Source organism: Flavobacterium sp. LHD-80 (assembly GCF_030929605.1).
GTDB lineage: Bacteria > Bacteroidota > Bacteroidia > Flavobacteriales > Flavobacteriaceae > Flavobacterium.
This window is the reverse complement of record NZ_JAVFVS010000012.1, coordinates 87,794-106,047: the sequence shown is the minus strand read 5'-3', so window position 1 is coordinate 106,047 and position 18,254 is coordinate 87,794. Positions and strand designations below refer to the sequence as shown.

Below are 18,254 nucleotides of genomic sequence, written 5' to 3'. Positions count from 1 at the left end.
ATAGACAGCCTTTTGTTTATCCAATTAATTGTGTGAACAAATCTTGATTGTCGTTTAAATATTGAAATTCAAAGCCCTTTTTTGTCATATTCAGTTTAATATTCATAATGTCTTTTTTGTTTTTTAATTCCAGTCCAACTACAACCGAACCTACTTCGCGATTGTTTTTTTTATGAAACTGAAAATAAGTGATGTCGTCATCTGGACCTAAAATATTATTCACAAATTCTTTTAAAGCTCCAGGACGCTGTGGAAACTGAATCATAAAATAATGCATTAAGCCTTCGTAAAGAAGAGAACGTTCTTTTATTTCGGCAGTTCTTTCAATGTCATTATTGCTACCGCTTACAATGCAAACCACATTTTTGCCTTTAATTTTATCTTTATAAAAATCCAAAGCTGCAATGGTCAAAGCGCCTGCAGGCTCAACAACCATCGCTTCTTCATTATACAATCGTAAAATAGTCGTGCAGACCTTTCCTTCAGGAACCAAAATAATATCTTCCAAATTATAGCGGCAGATTTCAAAAGTCATGTCGCCAACCTGTTTTACAGCAGCACCGTCAACAAATTTGTCAATGGTTTTTAAAGCTGTATTTTTATTTTCTTTTATTGAAGTTTTCATTGAAGGAGCACCTTTTGGTTCAACACCAATGATTTTAGTATTCGGACTTAAATGTTTAAAAACTTCAGATAAACCAGAAGCGAGTCCGCCGCCGCCAATTGGAACAAAAACATAATCAATTGGTTCTTTAAAACTTTCCAGAATTTCCAGTCCAACTGTTCCTTGTCCGGCAATTACTTTTTGATCATCAAAAGGATGAATAAAGGTTTTATGATTTTTAATGGCATCAGCAGTTGCAGAAGCGTATGCATCATCAAAAGTATCTCCAGTTAAAACAATTTCGACAAACGATTTTCCGAACAATTGTACTTGTTTTACTTTTTGTTTTGGAGTTGTTTTTGGCATATAAATTTTGCCATTTATTTTAAGAAGATTACAGGAATATGCAACACCTTGCGCGTGATTTCCTGCACTTGCACAGACAATTCCGTTTGCTTTTTCTTTTTCGCTCAACGACGAAATCTTGTTGTAAGCGCCTCTAATTTTATACGAACGAACAATCTGTAAATCTTCTCTTTTTAATAAAATAGTAGATTTAAATTCGTCTGAAAGATTTAAATTTTGGGTCAAAGGCGTTGCTGCAACTACATTTTCAAGTTGCTTTTTTGCATTAAGTACTTCGTTGAATAAACTCATGATTTGTCTTTTTTATTTTTTTTGCCACAGATTAAAATGATTGGAATGATTTTTAATCTGCGAAAATCCTTTTAATCTGTGGCAAAATGTATCTCTATTTAAAACTTTTTTAAAATAAAAAACCTCCCGTTTTGGGAGGTTTTTATAAATTATATTTTTAATTATTTATATAACACCTCGCCATTAATGCTGAATTGCAATAATGCTGATAATAGCGATAATAATGTTATTAAAGTTTGTCATTTTTTTAGCTGATTGAATAGCAAATGTATTAATTATTTCTGGAAAGTTCACAACTATTTACCGTTTTATAAAAGGCTGAAAACTGCAAACTATTTTTTAACTGGCGGATACTGTGCTAAAATTTTGGTTACAAATTCAGTAATTCTGGCGTCTTTTTTATCTATGTTTTTGTATAAAGTCCCAATTCCTTGACCTTGCCAGATCAATTCTTTCTTTTTAGCGTCAATTAAATCAATGAACAAAGTTCCCTCAGTATATCTAGAAACTGTTGTTCCTCCGTACATATAAGGGCTGTAACCCCAACCCCAGCCGTAGCCCCATCCATAACCGTATCCAGCGTAAAATTGATTTACATCAACTTGTTCTTTGGCTTTGGTAAAAATGTTTATGAGCACATCAGGATTTTCGCTTTTAGTAAAACCTTTGGCTAACATTTGATCGTCTATCGCTTTCAGAATTCGTTTTTTATCCAAATCAGAAATTTCGACCTTATCAATTCCAGGCTTAAAATAGGCATAAGTTTTATAAGGCGCAAAATCTACGGTTTTGTCGTAGTCAGAGTAAGCACTAACTGTATCGCATGACGCAGCAAGTATCAAAAGCAGAAAAATCGGAACTAATTTGAATGTTTTCATAATTATTAGAAATTTAATGTTCTCTATTTTATGAGCAACTTTTTCGTTTAAAGCAGACTTTCGTCAACAATATTAGGCAAAGTTACTTTTAGTAAAGGCTCAACTTGCATCGCTCTTTTTATGGCAAAAATAGCCTCGTCATTTCGAGCCCAGCTTCTTCTTGAAATCCCGTTGTTAACATCCCAAAAAAGCATTGATGCTAAACGTTTTGAAGCCTCTTTAGAGCCATCAAGAACCATACCAAAACCGCCGTTTATAACCTCTCCCCAGCCAACACCACCGCCGTTGTGAATAGATACCCAAGTTGCACCTCTAAAGCTGTCGCCAATTACGTTATGAATCGCCATATCAGCAGTAAAACGAGATCCGTCGTAAATGTTTGAAGTTTCTCTGTATGGAGAATCGGTTCCTGAAACGTCATGGTGATCGCGTCCTAAAACAACCGCGCCAATTTCACCTTTTGCAATTGCTTGATTGAAAGCTTCTGCAATTTTAATTCTTCCTTCGGCATCAGCATAAAGAATTCTAGCTTGAGAACCTACAACCAGTTTGTTTTCCTGCGCGCCTTTTATCCATTTAATGTTATCCTGCATTTGTTGCTGAATTTCATTAGGAGAAGTTTTTGCTAATTCTTCTAAAACCTGACTTGCAATTGCATCTGTTTTTTGTAAATCTTCCGGTTTTCCTGAAGTGCAAACCCAACGGAAAGGGCCAAATCCGTAATCAAAACACATTGGTCCCATAATATCCTGAACATAGCTCGGATATTTAAAATCGATATTATTTTCGGCCATTACATCAGCACCAGCGCGAGAAGCTTCTAGTAAAAATGCATTTCCGTAATCAAAAAAGTACGTTCCTTTTGCAGTGTGTTTGTTAATTGCATTGGCGTGACGACGTAGTGTTTCTTGAACTTTTTCTTTGAATAATTCTGGATTATTAGCCATTAAATCATTTGCTTCTTCAAAAGAAATTCCAACTGGATAATAACCTCCAGCCCACGGATTATGAAGCGAAGTTTGATCTGAACCCAAATCAATTTTGATGTTTTCTTGATCAAAACGTTCCCAAACATCAACTACATTTCCTAAATAGGCAATCGAAACGGTTTCTTTGTTGGCTTTCGCCAAAGCTACTCTCGCGACCAATTCATCTGTAGAAGTTACGACTTCATTAATCCATCCTTGTTCGTGACGAATTTTAGTAATTTTCGGATTTACTTCGGCACAAACCGTAATACATCCGGCAATATTTCCGGCTTTTGGCTGTGCGCCCGACATTCCTCCAAGTCCAGAAGTTACGAATAAACTTCCTTCTGGATTTTGTTTTATTTTTCTGAAACCATTCAAAACGGTAATCGTAGTTCCGTGTACAATTCCTTGTGGACCAATATACATATAACTTCCCGCTGTCATTTGGCCGTATTGTGAAACTCCTAAAGCATTCATTTTTTCCCAATCGTCCGGTTTCGAATAATTTGGGATCACCATTCCGTTTGTAACTACAACTCTCGGAGCTTCTGCATGCGAAGGAAATAATCCCATTGGATGGCCTGAATACATGGTTAAAGTCTGCTCATCTGTCATTTCAGACAAATACTGCATGGTTAATAAATATTGTGCCCAGTTTTGAAAAACGGCTCCGTTTCCACCATACGTAATCAATTCATGCGGATGTTGCGCCACAGCATAATCCAGATTGTTTTGAATCATGTGCATAATCGCTTTTGCCTGCAATGATTTCCCTGGATATTCGTCAATTGGTCTTGCATACATTCTGTAATCCGGGCGAAGACGATACATATAAATACGCCCGTAAGTTTCCAATTCTTCTGAAAATTCAGGAATTAATTCGGCGTGATGTTTTGGATCAAAATAACGCAAAGCATTTTTAAGAGCCAGTTTTTTTTCTTCTGCCGAAAGAATTTCTTTTCTCTTTGGAGCGTGATTAATAGTTGGGTCGTAAGTTGCCTTTTGAGGTAATATATTTGGAATTCCTTGCTGTATTTGTTCTTTGAAAGTCATTTTTTTAAGATTCTAAGGTGCTGAGGATCTAAGATGCTAAGATATTGCGGTTAGATTAACAACAGATTAATTTTTTGTTTTTTAGATTATTTCGTCCCGCTGGGACTTAAATTCTGACCGATAAATTTTATTTCTATAAATAGTACAATTCTAACGGATTTATTTTTTTAGCCTTGGAAAGGCGTAATATTTGTAGAAAATAATATGTCCAGTCGGTAAAAGCTCCATAGGAGCGAAATACCTGTCAATGTGAATTTTATCTGAAATAATTATCTCATTTTCAAATTAACGCATTAGCACATTGACACATTTTCTAATTAAAAAAAAACTAAGGATAACGGATATCCGACCTATGATAGGATTTGTGGATCTTAATCCTGAATTTTCGTGAATGGATATCCATATTAATATTTTAGATTGTTGATTTTAGATTTTAGATTGCTGAATTATCTAATTGACACATTTTCAAATTATCTAATTCGTTTTCTTTCTTATTTCGCCTGTTCGTTTATCAAACCCGTACGGGCAGTGACGGCAACCGCTTTTGCAACAATAGCCTCTTTTTAAATGATGTTTTTCAGTGAAGCATTTATAACCTTCGGGCGTATAGTAAAAATCTTCGCCTTCGATTAATTTATTTTCATTACTTTGCTCTTTCATAAATCTGCTTCGCGTTCGTGTTTCGATAATTTTAAAATCAAAAATAAAAATATTTGATTATGATTTTAATGAAATCGAATAATTTTATAGCTACAAATTTATAAATTTTACAGCCAATGTTTCTGATTGTTGCCAAATATTTAATTCCGAAAGGATATCGCGGTATGGCTGTATTTCCGTTCGTAATTGTAAAATATGATTTTGATAAAACAAATGGAATTTTCGTAAATCATGAAAAAATACATTTAAGACAACAATTAGAGCTACTAGTAATTCCGTTTTTTATTTGGTATTTTTTAGAATATCTCATTCGTCTAATTCAATACAAAAACGGTGCTTTAGCCTATCGAAATATTAGTTTTGAAAGAGAAGCTTACGCAAAAGAAACCGAAATGAATTATTTGAAAAACAGATCATTTTTTCAGTTTTTAAATTACATCAAATTAAAATGAATCCAGTTTTCAATCAACATATTTCTATTGATTTTCCTAATGATATTTCTTTGACAATAAAGCGTGAAGATCTAATTCATCCGTTTGTTTCTGGAAATAAATTCAGAAAATTAAAATACAATTTACTTCAGGCGAAAGCCGAAAAGAAAAATACGCTTTTGACTTTTGGTGGTGCATTTTCCAATCATATTGCAGCAGTTGCGTTTGCGGGAAAAGAGCAAGGTTTTAAAACTATCGGAATAATTCGCGGCAACGAACTTTTTGATAAAATTGAAGAAAACCCAACATTGAAATTCGCTCAGGAAAACGGAATGAAATTTGAATTTGTTTCGAGAGAAGATTATCGATTAAAAAGTGAAACTTCATTTTTGGAAAAGTTAAGAAACAAGTTTGGCGATTTTTATTTAGTTCCAGAAGGAGGCACAAATGAACTCGCAGTAAAAGGCTGCGAAGAGATTTTAACCAATGAAGATTCAAGTTTTAATTACGTTTGTTGCGCTGTTGGAACTGGCGGAACCATTTCAGGATTAATTAATAGCGCATTGCCAAATCAGAAAATTTTAGGGTTTCCAGCACTAAAAGGTGACTTTTTAAACGATGAAATTCGTATTTTTGCAAAAAAAGATAACTGGAATTTAATTTCTGACTATCATTTTGGAGGTTATGGCAAAGTAAATTTGGAATTAATCGAATTTATAAATGCGTTTTTTGAAGCGAACAATGTGCCCTTAGATCCAATTTATACAGGAAAGATGGTTTTTGGCGTTATAGATTTAATAAGCAAAAATTATTTTCCTGCCAATTCAAAAATTTTACTCATTCACACCGGCGGATTACAGGGAATTGATGGAATGAATATTAAACTGAAGCAGAAAAAATTACCAATACTCAAAAAACATGATTAAAAAAATAGTATTGCTCTTTACAGTTATAGTTTTGGCAAGCTGTTCGTCAAGTAAACCTGCTATTGCAACGACCAAAAAGCAAGCGGCGGCGGTTCAGAGGCCTCGAACGGTGGCGACAAAAAAACAAACTCCAGTTAAGCCAATTGGTAAAAATTACCCTTCTACAAATAATACAACTGAGGTTATTCAATCTACTTCAAAAACAGTTGTTACCAGCGATTTAGTTAATTCTTACATCTTGCAATTTAAAGATATTGCAATGGGAAATATGCAGAAATACGGAATTCCTGCCAGTATTATTTTGGCTCAAGGAATTTTAGAATCTGGTGCAGGAAAAGGAGATTTGGCAGTTGAAGCGAATAATCATTTCGGAATAAAATGCCATAAAGACTGGCTTGGCGAAAGTGTTCGTCATGACGATGATGCTGAACAGGAATGTTTTAGAAAATATCCTGAAGCTTCAGAATCCTATAGAGATCATGCTTTGTTTTTGGTTGGAAAAAATAGATATGCCACTTTATTCACTTACGAAAAAGACGATTATAAAGCTTGGGCAAAAGGCTTGAGAGCGGCGGGTTACGCAACAGATCCTAATTATCCGGATAAATTAATCAGTTATATTGAGCGTTATAATTTGCATCAATATGATTGTCAGGTTACAGGGAAAAATTATGTTGCGATTAATAAAACAGCCCAACCAAGAAAATCATCTTACGATGTGAATTCTGATCTAAAGATTAATATGAATTCAAACGATCCGAATTTATACGAAGTTCAAAAAGGCGATACTTTGTATTCGATTTCAAAGAAATTCAACGTTTTGGTTGATGATTTAAAGCAAAAAAATAGTTTAACGGATAACGCCATTTCAATAGGGCAGAAGTTGAGAGTTAAGTAAGTGTTCAGTTTTTAGTGTTCAGTCTCAGTCACAGTTTTCAGTTTGAAATAATCTAAAAAATCAAAAATTAAGTTTTCAGTTTTTAATCTAAAATCTGAACTCTAAAATCTAAAATAAAAAATGTTATATAAAAGAAGTAGTCAGCTTTTTGCTGAAGCAGAAAAAGTAATTCCGGGAGGAGTAAATTCACCAGTTAGAGCGTTTAAAGCAGTTGGAGGAACTCCGATTTTTGTAAAAAGTGCCAAAGGTGCTTATTTGTATGATGAAGACGGAAACAAATTAATTGATTATATCAACTCTTGGGGACCAATGGTTTTGGGTCACGCTTATCAGCCAGTTGTTGATGCCGTAATCGAAAAAGCAAAACTGGGAACTTCATTTGGAATGCCAACAGAATTAGAAACAGAAATCGCTGCTTTGGCCGTTTCTATGGTTCCGAATATTGATAAAATTAGATTTGTAAATTCGGGAACAGAAGCTTGTATGAGCGCGATTCGTTTGGCGAGAGGATTTACAAAAAGAGATAAAATCATCAAATTTGCTGGCTGTTACCATGGGCATTCTGATTCATTTTTGATTCAGGCAGGAAGTGGCGCTGTAACTTTTGGATCTCCAAATAGTCCAGGTGTTACAGAAGGAACAGCAAAAGATACTTTGTTAGCAAAATACAATGATTTAGAGAACGTAAAGACGTTAATCGAAGCGAATAAAGGCGAAATTGCCGCAATTATTATTGAAGCAGTTGCAGGAAATATGGGCTGTATTCCACCTGCAAAAGGTTTCTTGGAAGGTTTAAGAGAATTGTGTACCGCAAACGGAATCTTATTGATTTTTGATGAGGTTATGACCGGTTTCCGTTTAGCTCGTGGCGGCGTTCAGGAATTGTATAACATCAATGCTGATATCGTAACTTTCGGAAAAGTAATTGGTGGTGGTTTGCCAGTTGGTGCTTTTGCGGCACGAGAGGAAATCATGAATTATTTAGCGCCACTTGGACCAGTTTATCAAGCAGGGACATTATCAGGAAATCCGTTAGCAATGGCGGCAGGATATGCAATGTTGCAATCACTGAACAATGACCGCGAAATTTTTACACGTCTTGAAGAAAAAACAGCATATTTAGAAGCAGGAATTGATAGAGTTTTAAAAGCAAACAATGTTGTTTTTACCATCAATAGAGTGGGGTCAATGATTTCTGTTCACTTTGATGCAAATCCAGTTGTAGATTTTCAAACTGCTGCAAAAGGAGATAACGAAACGTTTAAAAAATTCTTCCACGGATTATTGCAGGAAGGCGTTTACATTGCGCCATCAGCATATGAAACTTGGTTTATTACCGATGCTTTGACTTATGAAGATTTAGATTTTACAATTAATACGATCGATAAAGTTTCGAAAACATTTTAAATCAAATAAAAATAGTTCTCAAAGGTTCAGTTTTATAAGCTGAACCTTTTTTTTATTATTATAAACCTTATTTTGTAGTTAATAAAAAGTTAATGAAGACGTATTAGCTTGTGTTATTGTAATCAAAAATTATTTTTGTTTATCAAATAACCATTAAACCTGCAATAAATGAAGAAATTTTTCATTTTGTCTACAATAGCGGCTTTTGCGCTATTTCCAACCAACCAATTTGCCCAGTCCAAAAAGAAAAAAGACGAAACTCAAACTGCTCCTCCAGCAGAAAAGAAGCTGGAATCAACAATTAAAGAGTACAGCAAAGTCATTACGAAAGATGCTGTTTCTGACGAAGGACTTTTTACCGTTCACAAAGTAGATAAAAAATACTACTTTGAAATTCCGAACAAATATTTAGATAAAGATATGCTCTTGGTAAGTAGGCTTGCAAAATTGCCTTCAAACTTAGGAGGCGGATATGTAAATGCAGGTTCTGAAACGAATGAGCAATTGATCGTATGGCAGCGTTTTCAAGATAAAATTTTGATTAAATCAAAATCGTTTAATTCGGTTGCCAATGATACTTTGCCAATCAGTATTTCGGTTAAATCAAACAATTATGAGCCGACATTATTCGCTTTTGATATTGTAGCTTTTAGTAAAGATTCGGCTAATACTGTAATCGACGTAACTAAATTTTACAGTACAGATGTTAAGGCAATCAGCGGAATTTCTGCAGAAATGCGCGAAACGTATAAAGTAAAAGGTCTTGATGATTCGAGAAGTTTTATTAATAAAATCAAAAGTTTCCCAATGAATATTGAAGTTATTCAGGATATGACTTATAATGCTTCAAAACCTTCTATGTTAGAAGAGTCTGAATCAATCAGTATTCAAATGAATCAGTCGATGATTTTATTGCCAGAAGTTCCTATGAAACCTAGATTGGCAGATCCGCGTGTGGGTTGGTTTACCGTAAGCCAATACGATTATGGAAGCAATGAATTGAAATCAGATTTAAAAACATATATCCGTCGTTGGAGATTAGAGCCAAAAGATCCAGAAGCATACGCTAGAGGAGAATTGGTTGAGCCAATAAAACCAATTGTATATTATTTAGATCCTGCAACTCCTGAAAAATTGAAAAAATACATCAAACAGGGAATTGAAGAATGGCAAAAACCTTTTGAAACTGCCGGATTTAAAAATGCAATTATTGCAAAAGATGCACCAACGAAAGAGCAAGATCCAGATTTTAGTCCGGAGGATGTTCGTTATTCTGTAATTCGTTATGTGGCAAGTACAACACGAAATGCAGTTGGACCAAGTGTTTCTGACCCTAGAACAGGAGAAATTATTGAAAGTGATGTTATTTGGTACCACAATCATTTGCGTTCGTACAGAAACAGATATTTGTTAGAAACAGGAGCGGCAAATCCGTCAGCAAGAACATTACAGACAAGCGACGAAGAAATGGGCGAAATGATGCGAATGGTAATTGCGCACGAAGTGGGTCACGCTTTAGGTTTCCCGCACAATATGGGAGCAAGTTCATCATATGATTGTGAAAGCTACAGAAATGGAGCTTTTACACAGGAAAATGGTATTTCTCCAAGTATAATGGATTATGCACGTTATAATTATATTGCACAGCCTGGAGATCAAAATATTCGTTTTATTCGTAAAATGGGCGCTTATGATCATTATGCATTGAATTGGGGATATAGAGTAATCCCGAATTCAAAATCACCACAGGATGAAAAAGCAACTTTGGACAAATGGATTTTAGACAAAGCTGGAAACCCTATTTATAAATTCGGAAAACAGAGCAGTACTTTTGATCCATCTTCTCAAACAGAAGATATTGGAAATAATTCGATGAAAGCCAGTACATACGGAATGAAAAATCTAGAATATGTGGCCAATCATTTAAGCGAATGGACTAGCAAAGTCACTAACGATTATGATGATTTAGGTGAGTTATACAAAGAAATGTTAGATGTTTGGGGCAGATATGTTGGGCACGTTGTAACGAATGTTGGAGGTGTTTATGAAAACACAAAAAATCCAAATCAGCCAGGAAATGTTTACGAAGTTGTTCCAAAAGCAAAACAAATTGAAGCAATGAACTGGCTTCAGGCAAATGCTTTTGCATCGCCAACATGGATTGTCAATATCAACACATTAAAAAATACAGAGTACGCTGGTTATACTGAAACGTTTAGAAATATTCAGGTTAGACATTTGAATAATTTATTGAGTGTAAGCCGTATTGGTAGATTGATGGATAATGAAATTCTTGGCGCAGATACATACAAAGCATTGGATTTCTTTAAAGATCTTCGAAAAGGAATTTGGAAAGAAGCTACCGCAGCATCAAATGTTACCATTTACCGCAGAAATCTGCAAAGAGCGTATATCGATCGAATGGGTGCTTTAATGACCGAAGAACTTAAACCTAATGATCGATTTGGGACTTACTACAATGTGGCACAATCAGATTTAAGAGCTTTGGTTCGTGGTGAATTAAGTACTTTGAAAAAATCATTAACAGCGGCAAAAGCAACAGCCGTAAATACAGAAACAAAATACCATTATGAGGATTGTATCAAGCGAATTGATTTGATTTTAAATCCAATTAAATAAGAGATTTATAAAACAAAAAAGAGGCTTTAAAAGCCTCTTTTTTTATGAAAACAAATTATACCAATTGTAAATGTTGTTTAGTCCAATAAATTCTGGTATAATGCCGATGGAACAAAATAATAGTTCAATTTTTTTTGGACTATATATTTTGTCCAATCGGTATTAGTTGCTTTCATTTTTGTATTCTCTCATTTTTTCTCTAGCCTTGTCTTTGTTTTCTTCTTGAAGTTTTTTCCATTTAGTATATTGGTCAGCATTCAGGATTGATTTCATTTTAGCATCGTTTGCGTCTCTTTCAGCTAACATATCTTTTTTAAAAGCTTCTCTTTCGGCAGCAGTTGGTTTAGTTCCGCTTTCCTTGCTTGCTTGACGGGCTTCTCTCAATTTCTCTGCTTTAGCACTTCGGTCGGCCAAAAGCTGTTTTACCTGAGTTTGCTGATTAGCATCTAAATTTAATTCAGAAGTTAATTTTTTCAGCTGTTTTTCATTACGCTGTTCAGGCGTCAATCTTTCTCTTTGCTCACGCGCTGGTTTTTGATCCATGTCTTGTGCAAAAGATGCTACTCCAACAAATAACAAAGCTGCGATAAATAGTTTTTTCATGATTAAGTTTTTTTAATTGTTATACCAATAAGACTTTGACAAATTCATTAGGTTTAATAGTAAATAAAAGATTTGTGTTTTATTTAACATATTGATTCGTAATTCATTAAAACGTTAACAGGAACAGCAATAGTATAGAAATAATTGCTTATTTTTAAAGGATCAAGACGTTTTAAGAACCTAGAACAAAATTAATTATGAGCTCAAGTACATTACTAAATAATAAAATAGCTTTTTTCTCAACACAGCCGTATGACAAATCTTTTTTCAATAAATACAACAGTGATTATGGTTTTGAATTGGATTATTATGAAACGCAACTGAATCTTCAAACTGTTGTTTTAATCGAAAATGCCAGTATTGTATGTGTTTTTGTAAATGATATTGTAAACGAGGCGGTTATTAAACAATTGGCCGAAAAAAATGTAAAAATTATAGCTTTAAGATGTGCTGGTTTTAATAATGTCGATTTAGAAGCAGCAAAAAAAAACAATATAAAAGTTTGCCGAGTTCCAGCTTATTCACCACAGGCAGTTGCAGAACATGCCATGGCAATGATTTTAACCCTAAACCGAAAAACACATAAAGCTTATAACAGAGTCCGTGAGCAGAATTTCTCCTTAAACGGATTATTAGGTTTTGATTTATTCGGAAAAACAATCGGAATTATTGGAACGGGAAATATTGGGAAAGCATTTGCTAAAATTGCTTTAGGTTTTGGCTGTAAGGTATTGGCTTATGATATTGTCGAAAATGATGAAATGATCAAGGATGGCGTTTCTTTTGTGAGTTTAGAAGAGATATTTAAATCGAGTGATATTATTTCACTTCATTGCCCGCTAAATGACCAGACAAAGCATGTAATAAATGATGATTCGATTGCGTTGATGAAAGATAGTGTTATGATCATCAATACCAGCCGTGGTGGATTAATTGAAACTTCGGCGGTTATTGAAGGTTTGAAAGAAGGGAAAATAGGTTATTTGGGAATTGATGTTTACGAGCAGGAAGAAAAATTGTTTTTCAGGGATTTATCTGCAGATATTATTCAGGATGACGCAATTCAGCGTTTAATGAGTTTTCCGAATGTTTTGGTAACAGCGCATCAGGCGTTTTTTACCAACGAAGCTTTAACGCAGATTGCATTAGTGACTTTTAATAATATAAAGTCATTATTGACGCAAAATGATATTGAAAACAAAGCAGCACTCCTGGTTTAAATTGTCGAATATTTTTCGTAATTTAATACTTGTAAATGAAGATGTAGATTTAAAAATATCAGATTATGAAAAGTAAAATTTTAATTTTAATCGGGATTCTGGCATTTTATTCTTGCCAAAACAAAAAAGAATCAAGCAATATTGTTAAAACTATTGTTCAAGATACCTTGTCAAAAACAGTTGGCGGAACCGCAAATTTAAGTGATGCGCCACCAAGAGATGATAAAACAGTTGAACTGATTAGAACTCGGTTAAATATTTTATTAGAAAAAGATTTACCTGCAATGACAAAAGCAGATCGATTTTTTTATTACCAAGCTTTTGATTTAAACAACGATAGTAAAAATGAATATTTTGTTGGTTTTTCAAATTCGTATTTCTGCGGAAGTGGGGGCTGTTCGGGTTATATTTTAAATAATGATGGAAGTTTAATAAACCGTTTTTCGGTGACTGAATTTCCAATTCTTATCGCCACTTCATCAACAGAAAATTTCTCTGATTTAATCATACAAAGCGGAAATGAATTTCATCTTATAAAAATGAAAAACGGAAAATATCCGTCAAATCCTTCAGTTCAGGAAATTTGGAAAGGTGTAACGCCAAAAGAAAGCGCCAAGGTTCTGGATATTACAGATAAAAAAATGGAGAAGTATTCGTTTTAATCAAATTATTCGAAAAGAAAACCCGACAGATTTTTAAAACCTGTCGGGTTTGAATATTAATTAATTTTGGAATCTATAATTTCCAAAATTGGAATTTTTAAAAATTTTACCCCACCAATTCAACAAATTTAAACTCGCCATCAACAGCAACTTTAGTCAAACCGTGTTTAGATAAATTTTTCATAGACGCATCCCATTTTTTACCACTTAAAGCAGCAGTAACTTTTAGTTGCGCCAATTCCATTTTATTTTCGTTTCCTTTCAATAAAGTAATGATAACTTTTTCTTCTTCAGTCAATTCGATCTGAGCAAGTTTTTTCTCCGGACGCATTTGCGGGAACAATAGAACTTCCTGAATAGAAGCATTATTTGTCAAATACATAATCAAACGATCCATTCCAATTCCCATTCCAGAAGTTGGAGGCATACCGTATTCAAGCGCTCTTAAGAAATCTTCGTCGATAATTCCGTTTGCTTCATCATCACCTTTTGCAGCCAAACGCATTTGGTCTTCAAAACGCTCTCTTTGATCAATTGGATCATTTAATTCAGAATAAGCATTTGCGATTTCTTTACCACAAACCATTAATTCAAAACGCTCCGTCAAGTCTGGATTATCGCGGTGCTCTTTACAAAGTGGCGACATTTCTTTAGGATAATCAGTAATGAAAGTTGGCTGAATGTAATTTCCTTCGCATTTCGCGCCAAAAATCTCATCAATTAATTTTCCTTTACCCATTGTTTCGTCAACCTCGATTCCCATTCCTCTTGCTGCTTCAAACAATTCTTGTTCTGTTTTTCCAGAAATATCAAAACCAGTAAAGTGTTTGATTGAATCGGTCATTGTAACACGAGCGTAAGGCGCTTTAAAGTTGATTGTGTGTTCGCCAAAAGTAACTTCGCTTGTACCATTTACAGCAATCGCACAATGCTCTAGCAAACCTTCAGCAAATTCCATCATCCAGTTGTAGTCTTTGTAGGCTACATATATTTCCATTGCAGTAAATTCGGGATTATGCGTTCTGTCCATACCTTCGTTACGGAAGTTTCTAGAAAACTCATAAACACCTTCAAATCCACCAACAATTAATCTTTTTAAGTATAATTCATTCGCAATACGCATGTAAAGCGGAATATCAAGCGAGTTATGGTGCGTAATAAATGGTCTTGCCGAAGCACCACCAGGAATTGACTGTAAAACCGGAGTATCAACTTCAAGATATCCAGCGTCGTTAAAATAACCACGCATCGCAGTAAATAATTTAGTACGTTTAATGAAAGTTTCTTTAACTTGTGGATTTACAGTTAAATCTACATAACGCATTCTGTAACGCAATTCAGCATCATTAAAAGCATCGTGTACATTTCCTTCTTCGTCAACTTTTGGCAACGGAAGCGGACGCAATGTTTTACTTAAAAAAGTAAAACCGCTTACACGAATACATTTTGCACCAACTTGCGTAGTAAACAATTCACCTTCAACACCAATAAAATCACCTAAATCGGTTAATTTTTTAAATACTTGGTTGTACAAAGTTTTATCGTCACCTTCACACAAAACATCACGATTCACATATAGTTGAATACGTCCTTCGCTGTCTTGTAATTCAGCAAAACAAGCTTTACCTTGATCACGAACACTCATTAAACGTCCAGCAACAATAACCTTCTTACCTTCCTCAAAAGTTTCCTTTATCTGCTTCGAAGTATGATTTACAGGAAAAAGATTAGCCGGATAAGGATTGATTCCTAAGTTGCGTAAGTTTTGAAGTTTTTCTCTTCTAATGATTTCTTGTTCTGATAATGCCATTTTGTGCTCTGTTTTTTAAGTGTGCAAAGATAAAGAAAAGAATGCAGATTTTAGAATGCAGATTTTAGATTTTTTGTAGCAGCAATTTATTGGGTTTCAAGGACGTTTTGTCCCGCTATCCGCTTGTATCTTTTCCTGTCTAAAGAAGCCAGAAAAAGGATACCGCTTCTATCGGGGCTAGACGAGATGTTTTTGTTTTCAGAAGACGTTTGAGTTGCGGTGCATATCAGTAGTCAAGTATTCTTGTCATTCCGAGGAACGAGGAATCTTCGCAAGAAACTCCACATAGAACTTCACCCATCTTTGACGAGCTACTTGCGGAGATTGCTTCGCCAGTTCGCTAACGCTCGTGTCCTTGTTCGGAATGACAATATTGTGGGGAATAAAAATATTTCTGTAAGAAAACATCTTAAAAACTTAGTATCTTAGCTACTTAGAACCTCAGAACCTCTTCAGAATAAATGAAAAAACTACAAGCCTTTATTTTTATAATTCTCCTAACAAGTTGTCAAGTAACCGAAACAATAAATATAAATCCGGACGGAAGCGGAAATATTGAAGTCTATAATCTTCAAGATGAAAATAGTATGGTGCAGATAGGGAGACGAAATTTTAGTGCCGAAAGGTTTGTAGATACAACATTTGTTTTTCGGGATTATATAAAAAAATACCAGGAAACTTTTGTGAAGTTTCTTAAAGTTGATCAGGCAATATTTCAGGAACATGCTAATGTTAAAATGCAGATAAAAGTTGACCCCATTCAAGTGGAACATTTTAATATCGTTTCGTCAGATTTCAAAAAAATAGAAGAAGTACCCAATCTTTATGAAAGTCTTAGACTTGCCAATTCTTTAAAAGAAAATTTTCCGATAGCAAGAAGAGCTTACAAAATAAATTACAGATTTGACGGAACTACTTTTCAAAGAAAAGTTGTAATTGTCGATCAGGAAAAATTTGAGGAGGACAAAAAAATGGTAGACCAAAGAAAAAAATGGTATGCTAAATATAAAGTGATACAATCCTATACCTTACACTATATTTTTCCCAGGAAAATAAAATCGGTTTCAAACGAAAAAGCCATTTTAAGTGAAGACAAAAAATCATTAACCCTAGAGTTTCAAATTTCAGATTGTTATCAAAATTTCGAAAGTACAGATTTAGAAGTAGTTTTAGAGCAAAAAGACTTTCAATAAGTTTCTTAGCATCTTAGAACCTTAGTATCTTAGAATCTAAAAAAAGACTTCGTATCTTTGATAAAAAATTAGACTATGATAAAATTATATAAACTGCTGAGTTTTTCTTTTCTGTTAGTTGCATTAACAAGCTGTACTTTCACAGAAAACATTACAATTAACGATAACGGATCTGGGAAATTTTCTGTTGACATGGACGGTTCTTCCTTAATGCAGATGGCTGGTGATCAAATCGGGAACCAAGTAGGAGGTGATGCCAAAAAAGACATTGATTCGACTTTTACCTTCAAACAATTACTTGCTGAGAAAAAAGACAGTATCGCAAAATTATCGCCAGAAACCCAGAAAGAACTTAAAAAATTGGAAAATTTTGTAGTGACGACAAAAATGAGTTCCGAGAAAAAACAATTTTTAATGACTCTGGCAACTGATTTTAAAAGTGTAAATGAACTTCAGGATATTTTACAGACCGCAAGTACGCTTCAAAAGTTAGAAGGAGGCGCATCGGCAAATCCTCTTGGAAGTGGTTTTGGAGACAATAACAGTAAGTTAAGTTATACTTATGATGGAAAGAAATTTACAAGAAAAGCAATTATAGATCAGCAAAAATTGACGCAGAAACTTAATGATTCATCTGCTGATATGTCTAAAATGATTTTTGCATCGTCAAATTATATCGTCAAATATCATTTTCCGAAAAAAATCAAAAAAGTTTCTAACCCGAGCGCTTTATTCAGCGACGACAGAAAATCAATTACAATTCAATATTCTTTCACGGATTATATGGAGAATCCGGACAAACTAAACTTTGATGTTGAGTTTGAAAAATAATTAAAATGAATAAAAAAATTCAACTTCAGGATCTGGGAAACAGAGACTATAAATCGACATGGGAATATCAGGAAGAGCTTTTCAAGGATATTGTCGATTTAAAAATCAAAAACAGAAGAGAAGAACTAGACTTGCCAACTCCAAATTATTTAATTTTTGTTGAGCATCCACATGTTTACACCTTAGGAAAAAGCGGTGATCTAGAAAACTTGTTATTAAACGAAAAACAGCTCGAAGCTAAAGGGGCTACTTTTTATAAAATCAACCGAGGTGGTGATATTACATATCACGGACCAGGACAAATTGTAGGTTATCCTATTTTGGATTTAGAAAATTTCTTCACAGATATTCATAAATATTTGCGTTTTCTGGAAGAAGCTATCATTTTGACATTAGCAGAATACGGATTAGAATCGGGTAGGAGCGAAGGTGAAACAGGTGTTTGGCTTGGAGTTGGAACTCCGTTTGCACGAAAAATTTGTGCGATGGGCGTTCGTGCTTCTCGTTGGGTAACCATGCATGGATTCGCCTTAAATGTAAATGTCGATTTAGGTTATTTTGATAATATAATTCCGTGTGGAATTCGCGGAAAAGGCGTTACTTCTTTGCAAGTCGAACTTGGAGTAGAAAAGGTCGATGAAGAAGAAGTAAAAGCTAAAATTCTGAAACATTTAATGCAATTGTTTGAAGCCGAATTTGTGTAAAAAAGCTTCTCAAATAAAGTAAGATTGAATAATGCTGAAGAAAACAACGTAAAAATGGTTGTTTTCTTCAGCATTTAACTTTTTATCTCGTGCTAAAATGTAAATT

General features: G+C 34.2%; 16 protein-coding genes. 10 read left to right on the top strand and 6 right to left on the bottom strand.

The genetic code is table 11. The features are described from left to right. Window positions 1-16: 16 nt before the first annotated feature. From ilvA to RB619_RS17435, 4 genes are all read right to left on the bottom strand, one after another. Complete coding sequence (ilvA, locus tag RB619_RS17450) at window positions 17-1,261, bottom strand: threonine ammonia-lyase IlvA (protein ID WP_308099832.1); 1,245 nt, start codon at window positions 1,259-1,261, stop codon at window positions 17-19. Window positions 1,262-1,593: 332 nt separating this feature from the next. Further along, window positions 1,594-2,139, bottom strand: coding sequence for a DUF4136 domain-containing protein (locus RB619_RS17445; protein ID WP_308099830.1), 546 nt, complete (start codon window positions 2,137-2,139; stop codon window positions 1,594-1,596). A gap of 47 nt (window positions 2,140-2,186) precedes the next feature. Next, window positions 2,187-4,163: a urocanate hydratase gene (locus RB619_RS17440; RefSeq protein WP_308099828.1), complete on the bottom strand. Its 1,977-nt coding sequence runs from the start codon at window positions 4,161-4,163 to the stop codon at window positions 2,187-2,189. A gap of 474 nt (window positions 4,164-4,637) precedes the next feature. Continuing rightward, a complete protein-coding gene (locus RB619_RS17435) occupies window positions 4,638-4,823 on the bottom strand; it encodes a DUF5522 domain-containing protein (RefSeq protein WP_071636586.1) in 186 nt (61 codons plus the stop codon). 116 nt (window positions 4,824-4,939) lie between these two features. Here RB619_RS17435 and RB619_RS17430 point away from each other — a divergent pair, with 116 nt between their 5' ends. The 5 genes from RB619_RS17430 (at window position 4,940) to RB619_RS17410 (ending at window position 11,125) form a co-directional block, all read left to right on the top strand. Beyond that, complete coding sequence (locus RB619_RS17430) at window positions 4,940-5,275, top strand: hypothetical protein (RefSeq protein WP_308099825.1); 336 nt, start codon at window positions 4,940-4,942, stop codon at window positions 5,273-5,275. Further along, window positions 5,272-6,180, top strand: a complete 909-nt coding sequence (locus RB619_RS17425; protein ID WP_308099823.1) for a pyridoxal-phosphate dependent enzyme — start codon at window positions 5,272-5,274, stop codon at window positions 6,178-6,180. The genes RB619_RS17430 and RB619_RS17425 overlap by 4 nt, the downstream gene beginning before the upstream one ends. Then, the gene (locus tag RB619_RS17420) at window positions 6,173-7,078 is read left to right on the top strand and encodes a glucosaminidase domain-containing protein (protein ID WP_308099820.1); all 906 of its coding nucleotides are present in this window, start codon (window positions 6,173-6,175) and stop codon (window positions 7,076-7,078) included. Before RB619_RS17425 ends, RB619_RS17420 begins: the two co-directional genes overlap by 8 nt. 120 nt (window positions 7,079-7,198) lie before the next feature. Beyond that, window positions 7,199-8,485 carry a glutamate-1-semialdehyde 2,1-aminomutase gene (gene hemL, locus RB619_RS17415; RefSeq protein ID WP_308099815.1) on the top strand — a complete coding sequence of 429 codons (1,287 nt, stop codon included), beginning with the start codon at window positions 7,199-7,201 and terminating at the stop codon, window positions 8,483-8,485. Window positions 8,486-8,653: 168 nt separating this feature from the next. Next, window positions 8,654-11,125 carry a zinc-dependent metalloprotease gene (locus tag RB619_RS17410; protein WP_308099813.1) on the top strand — a complete coding sequence of 824 codons (2,472 nt, stop codon included), beginning with the start codon at window positions 8,654-8,656 and terminating at the stop codon, window positions 11,123-11,125. A gap of 162 nt (window positions 11,126-11,287) precedes the next feature. Here the strand turns inward: RB619_RS17410 and RB619_RS17405 are convergent, their stop codons facing one another. After that, a complete protein-coding gene (locus tag RB619_RS17405) occupies window positions 11,288-11,728 on the bottom strand; it encodes a hypothetical protein (RefSeq protein ID WP_308099811.1) in 441 nt (146 codons plus the stop codon). Window positions 11,729-11,925: 197 nt separating this feature from the next. On the opposite strand from RB619_RS17405, the gene RB619_RS17400 reads away from it, so the two are divergent. Together RB619_RS17400 and RB619_RS17395 are read left to right on the top strand one after the other, a co-directional pair. Next, on the top strand, window positions 11,926-12,948 hold the full coding sequence (locus RB619_RS17400; RefSeq protein ID WP_308099809.1) for a 2-hydroxyacid dehydrogenase: 1,023 nt from the start codon (window positions 11,926-11,928) through the stop codon (window positions 12,946-12,948). A 65-nt stretch (window positions 12,949-13,013) separates the two neighbouring features. After that, complete coding sequence (locus RB619_RS17395; RefSeq protein WP_308099807.1) at window positions 13,014-13,610, top strand: hypothetical protein; 597 nt, start codon at window positions 13,014-13,016, stop codon at window positions 13,608-13,610. 106 nt (window positions 13,611-13,716) lie between these two features. Here RB619_RS17395 and lysS read toward each other — a convergent pair whose 3' ends face one another. Then, window positions 13,717-15,420, bottom strand: a complete 1,704-nt coding sequence (gene lysS / locus RB619_RS17390; RefSeq protein ID WP_308099805.1) for a lysine--tRNA ligase — start codon at window positions 15,418-15,420, stop codon at window positions 13,717-13,719. A gap of 461 nt (window positions 15,421-15,881) precedes the next feature. Between lysS and RB619_RS17385 the strand changes: the two genes are divergently transcribed. The 3 genes from RB619_RS17385 (at window position 15,882) to lipB (ending at window position 18,148) form a co-directional block, all read left to right on the top strand. Then, the gene (locus RB619_RS17385) at window positions 15,882-16,613 is read left to right on the top strand and encodes a hypothetical protein (RefSeq protein ID WP_308099803.1); all 732 of its coding nucleotides are present in this window, start codon (window positions 15,882-15,884) and stop codon (window positions 16,611-16,613) included. A 75-nt stretch (window positions 16,614-16,688) separates the two neighbouring features. Then, window positions 16,689-17,444 (top strand): hypothetical protein, encoded by a 756-nt coding sequence (locus RB619_RS17380; RefSeq protein WP_308099801.1) that lies wholly within the window; start codon window positions 16,689-16,691, stop codon window positions 17,442-17,444. A 5-nt stretch (window positions 17,445-17,449) separates the two neighbouring features. Next, window positions 17,450-18,148, top strand: a complete 699-nt coding sequence (gene lipB / locus RB619_RS17375; RefSeq protein ID WP_308099799.1) for a lipoyl(octanoyl) transferase LipB — start codon at window positions 17,450-17,452, stop codon at window positions 18,146-18,148. The last annotated feature ends 106 nt before the right edge of the window (window positions 18,149-18,254 follow it).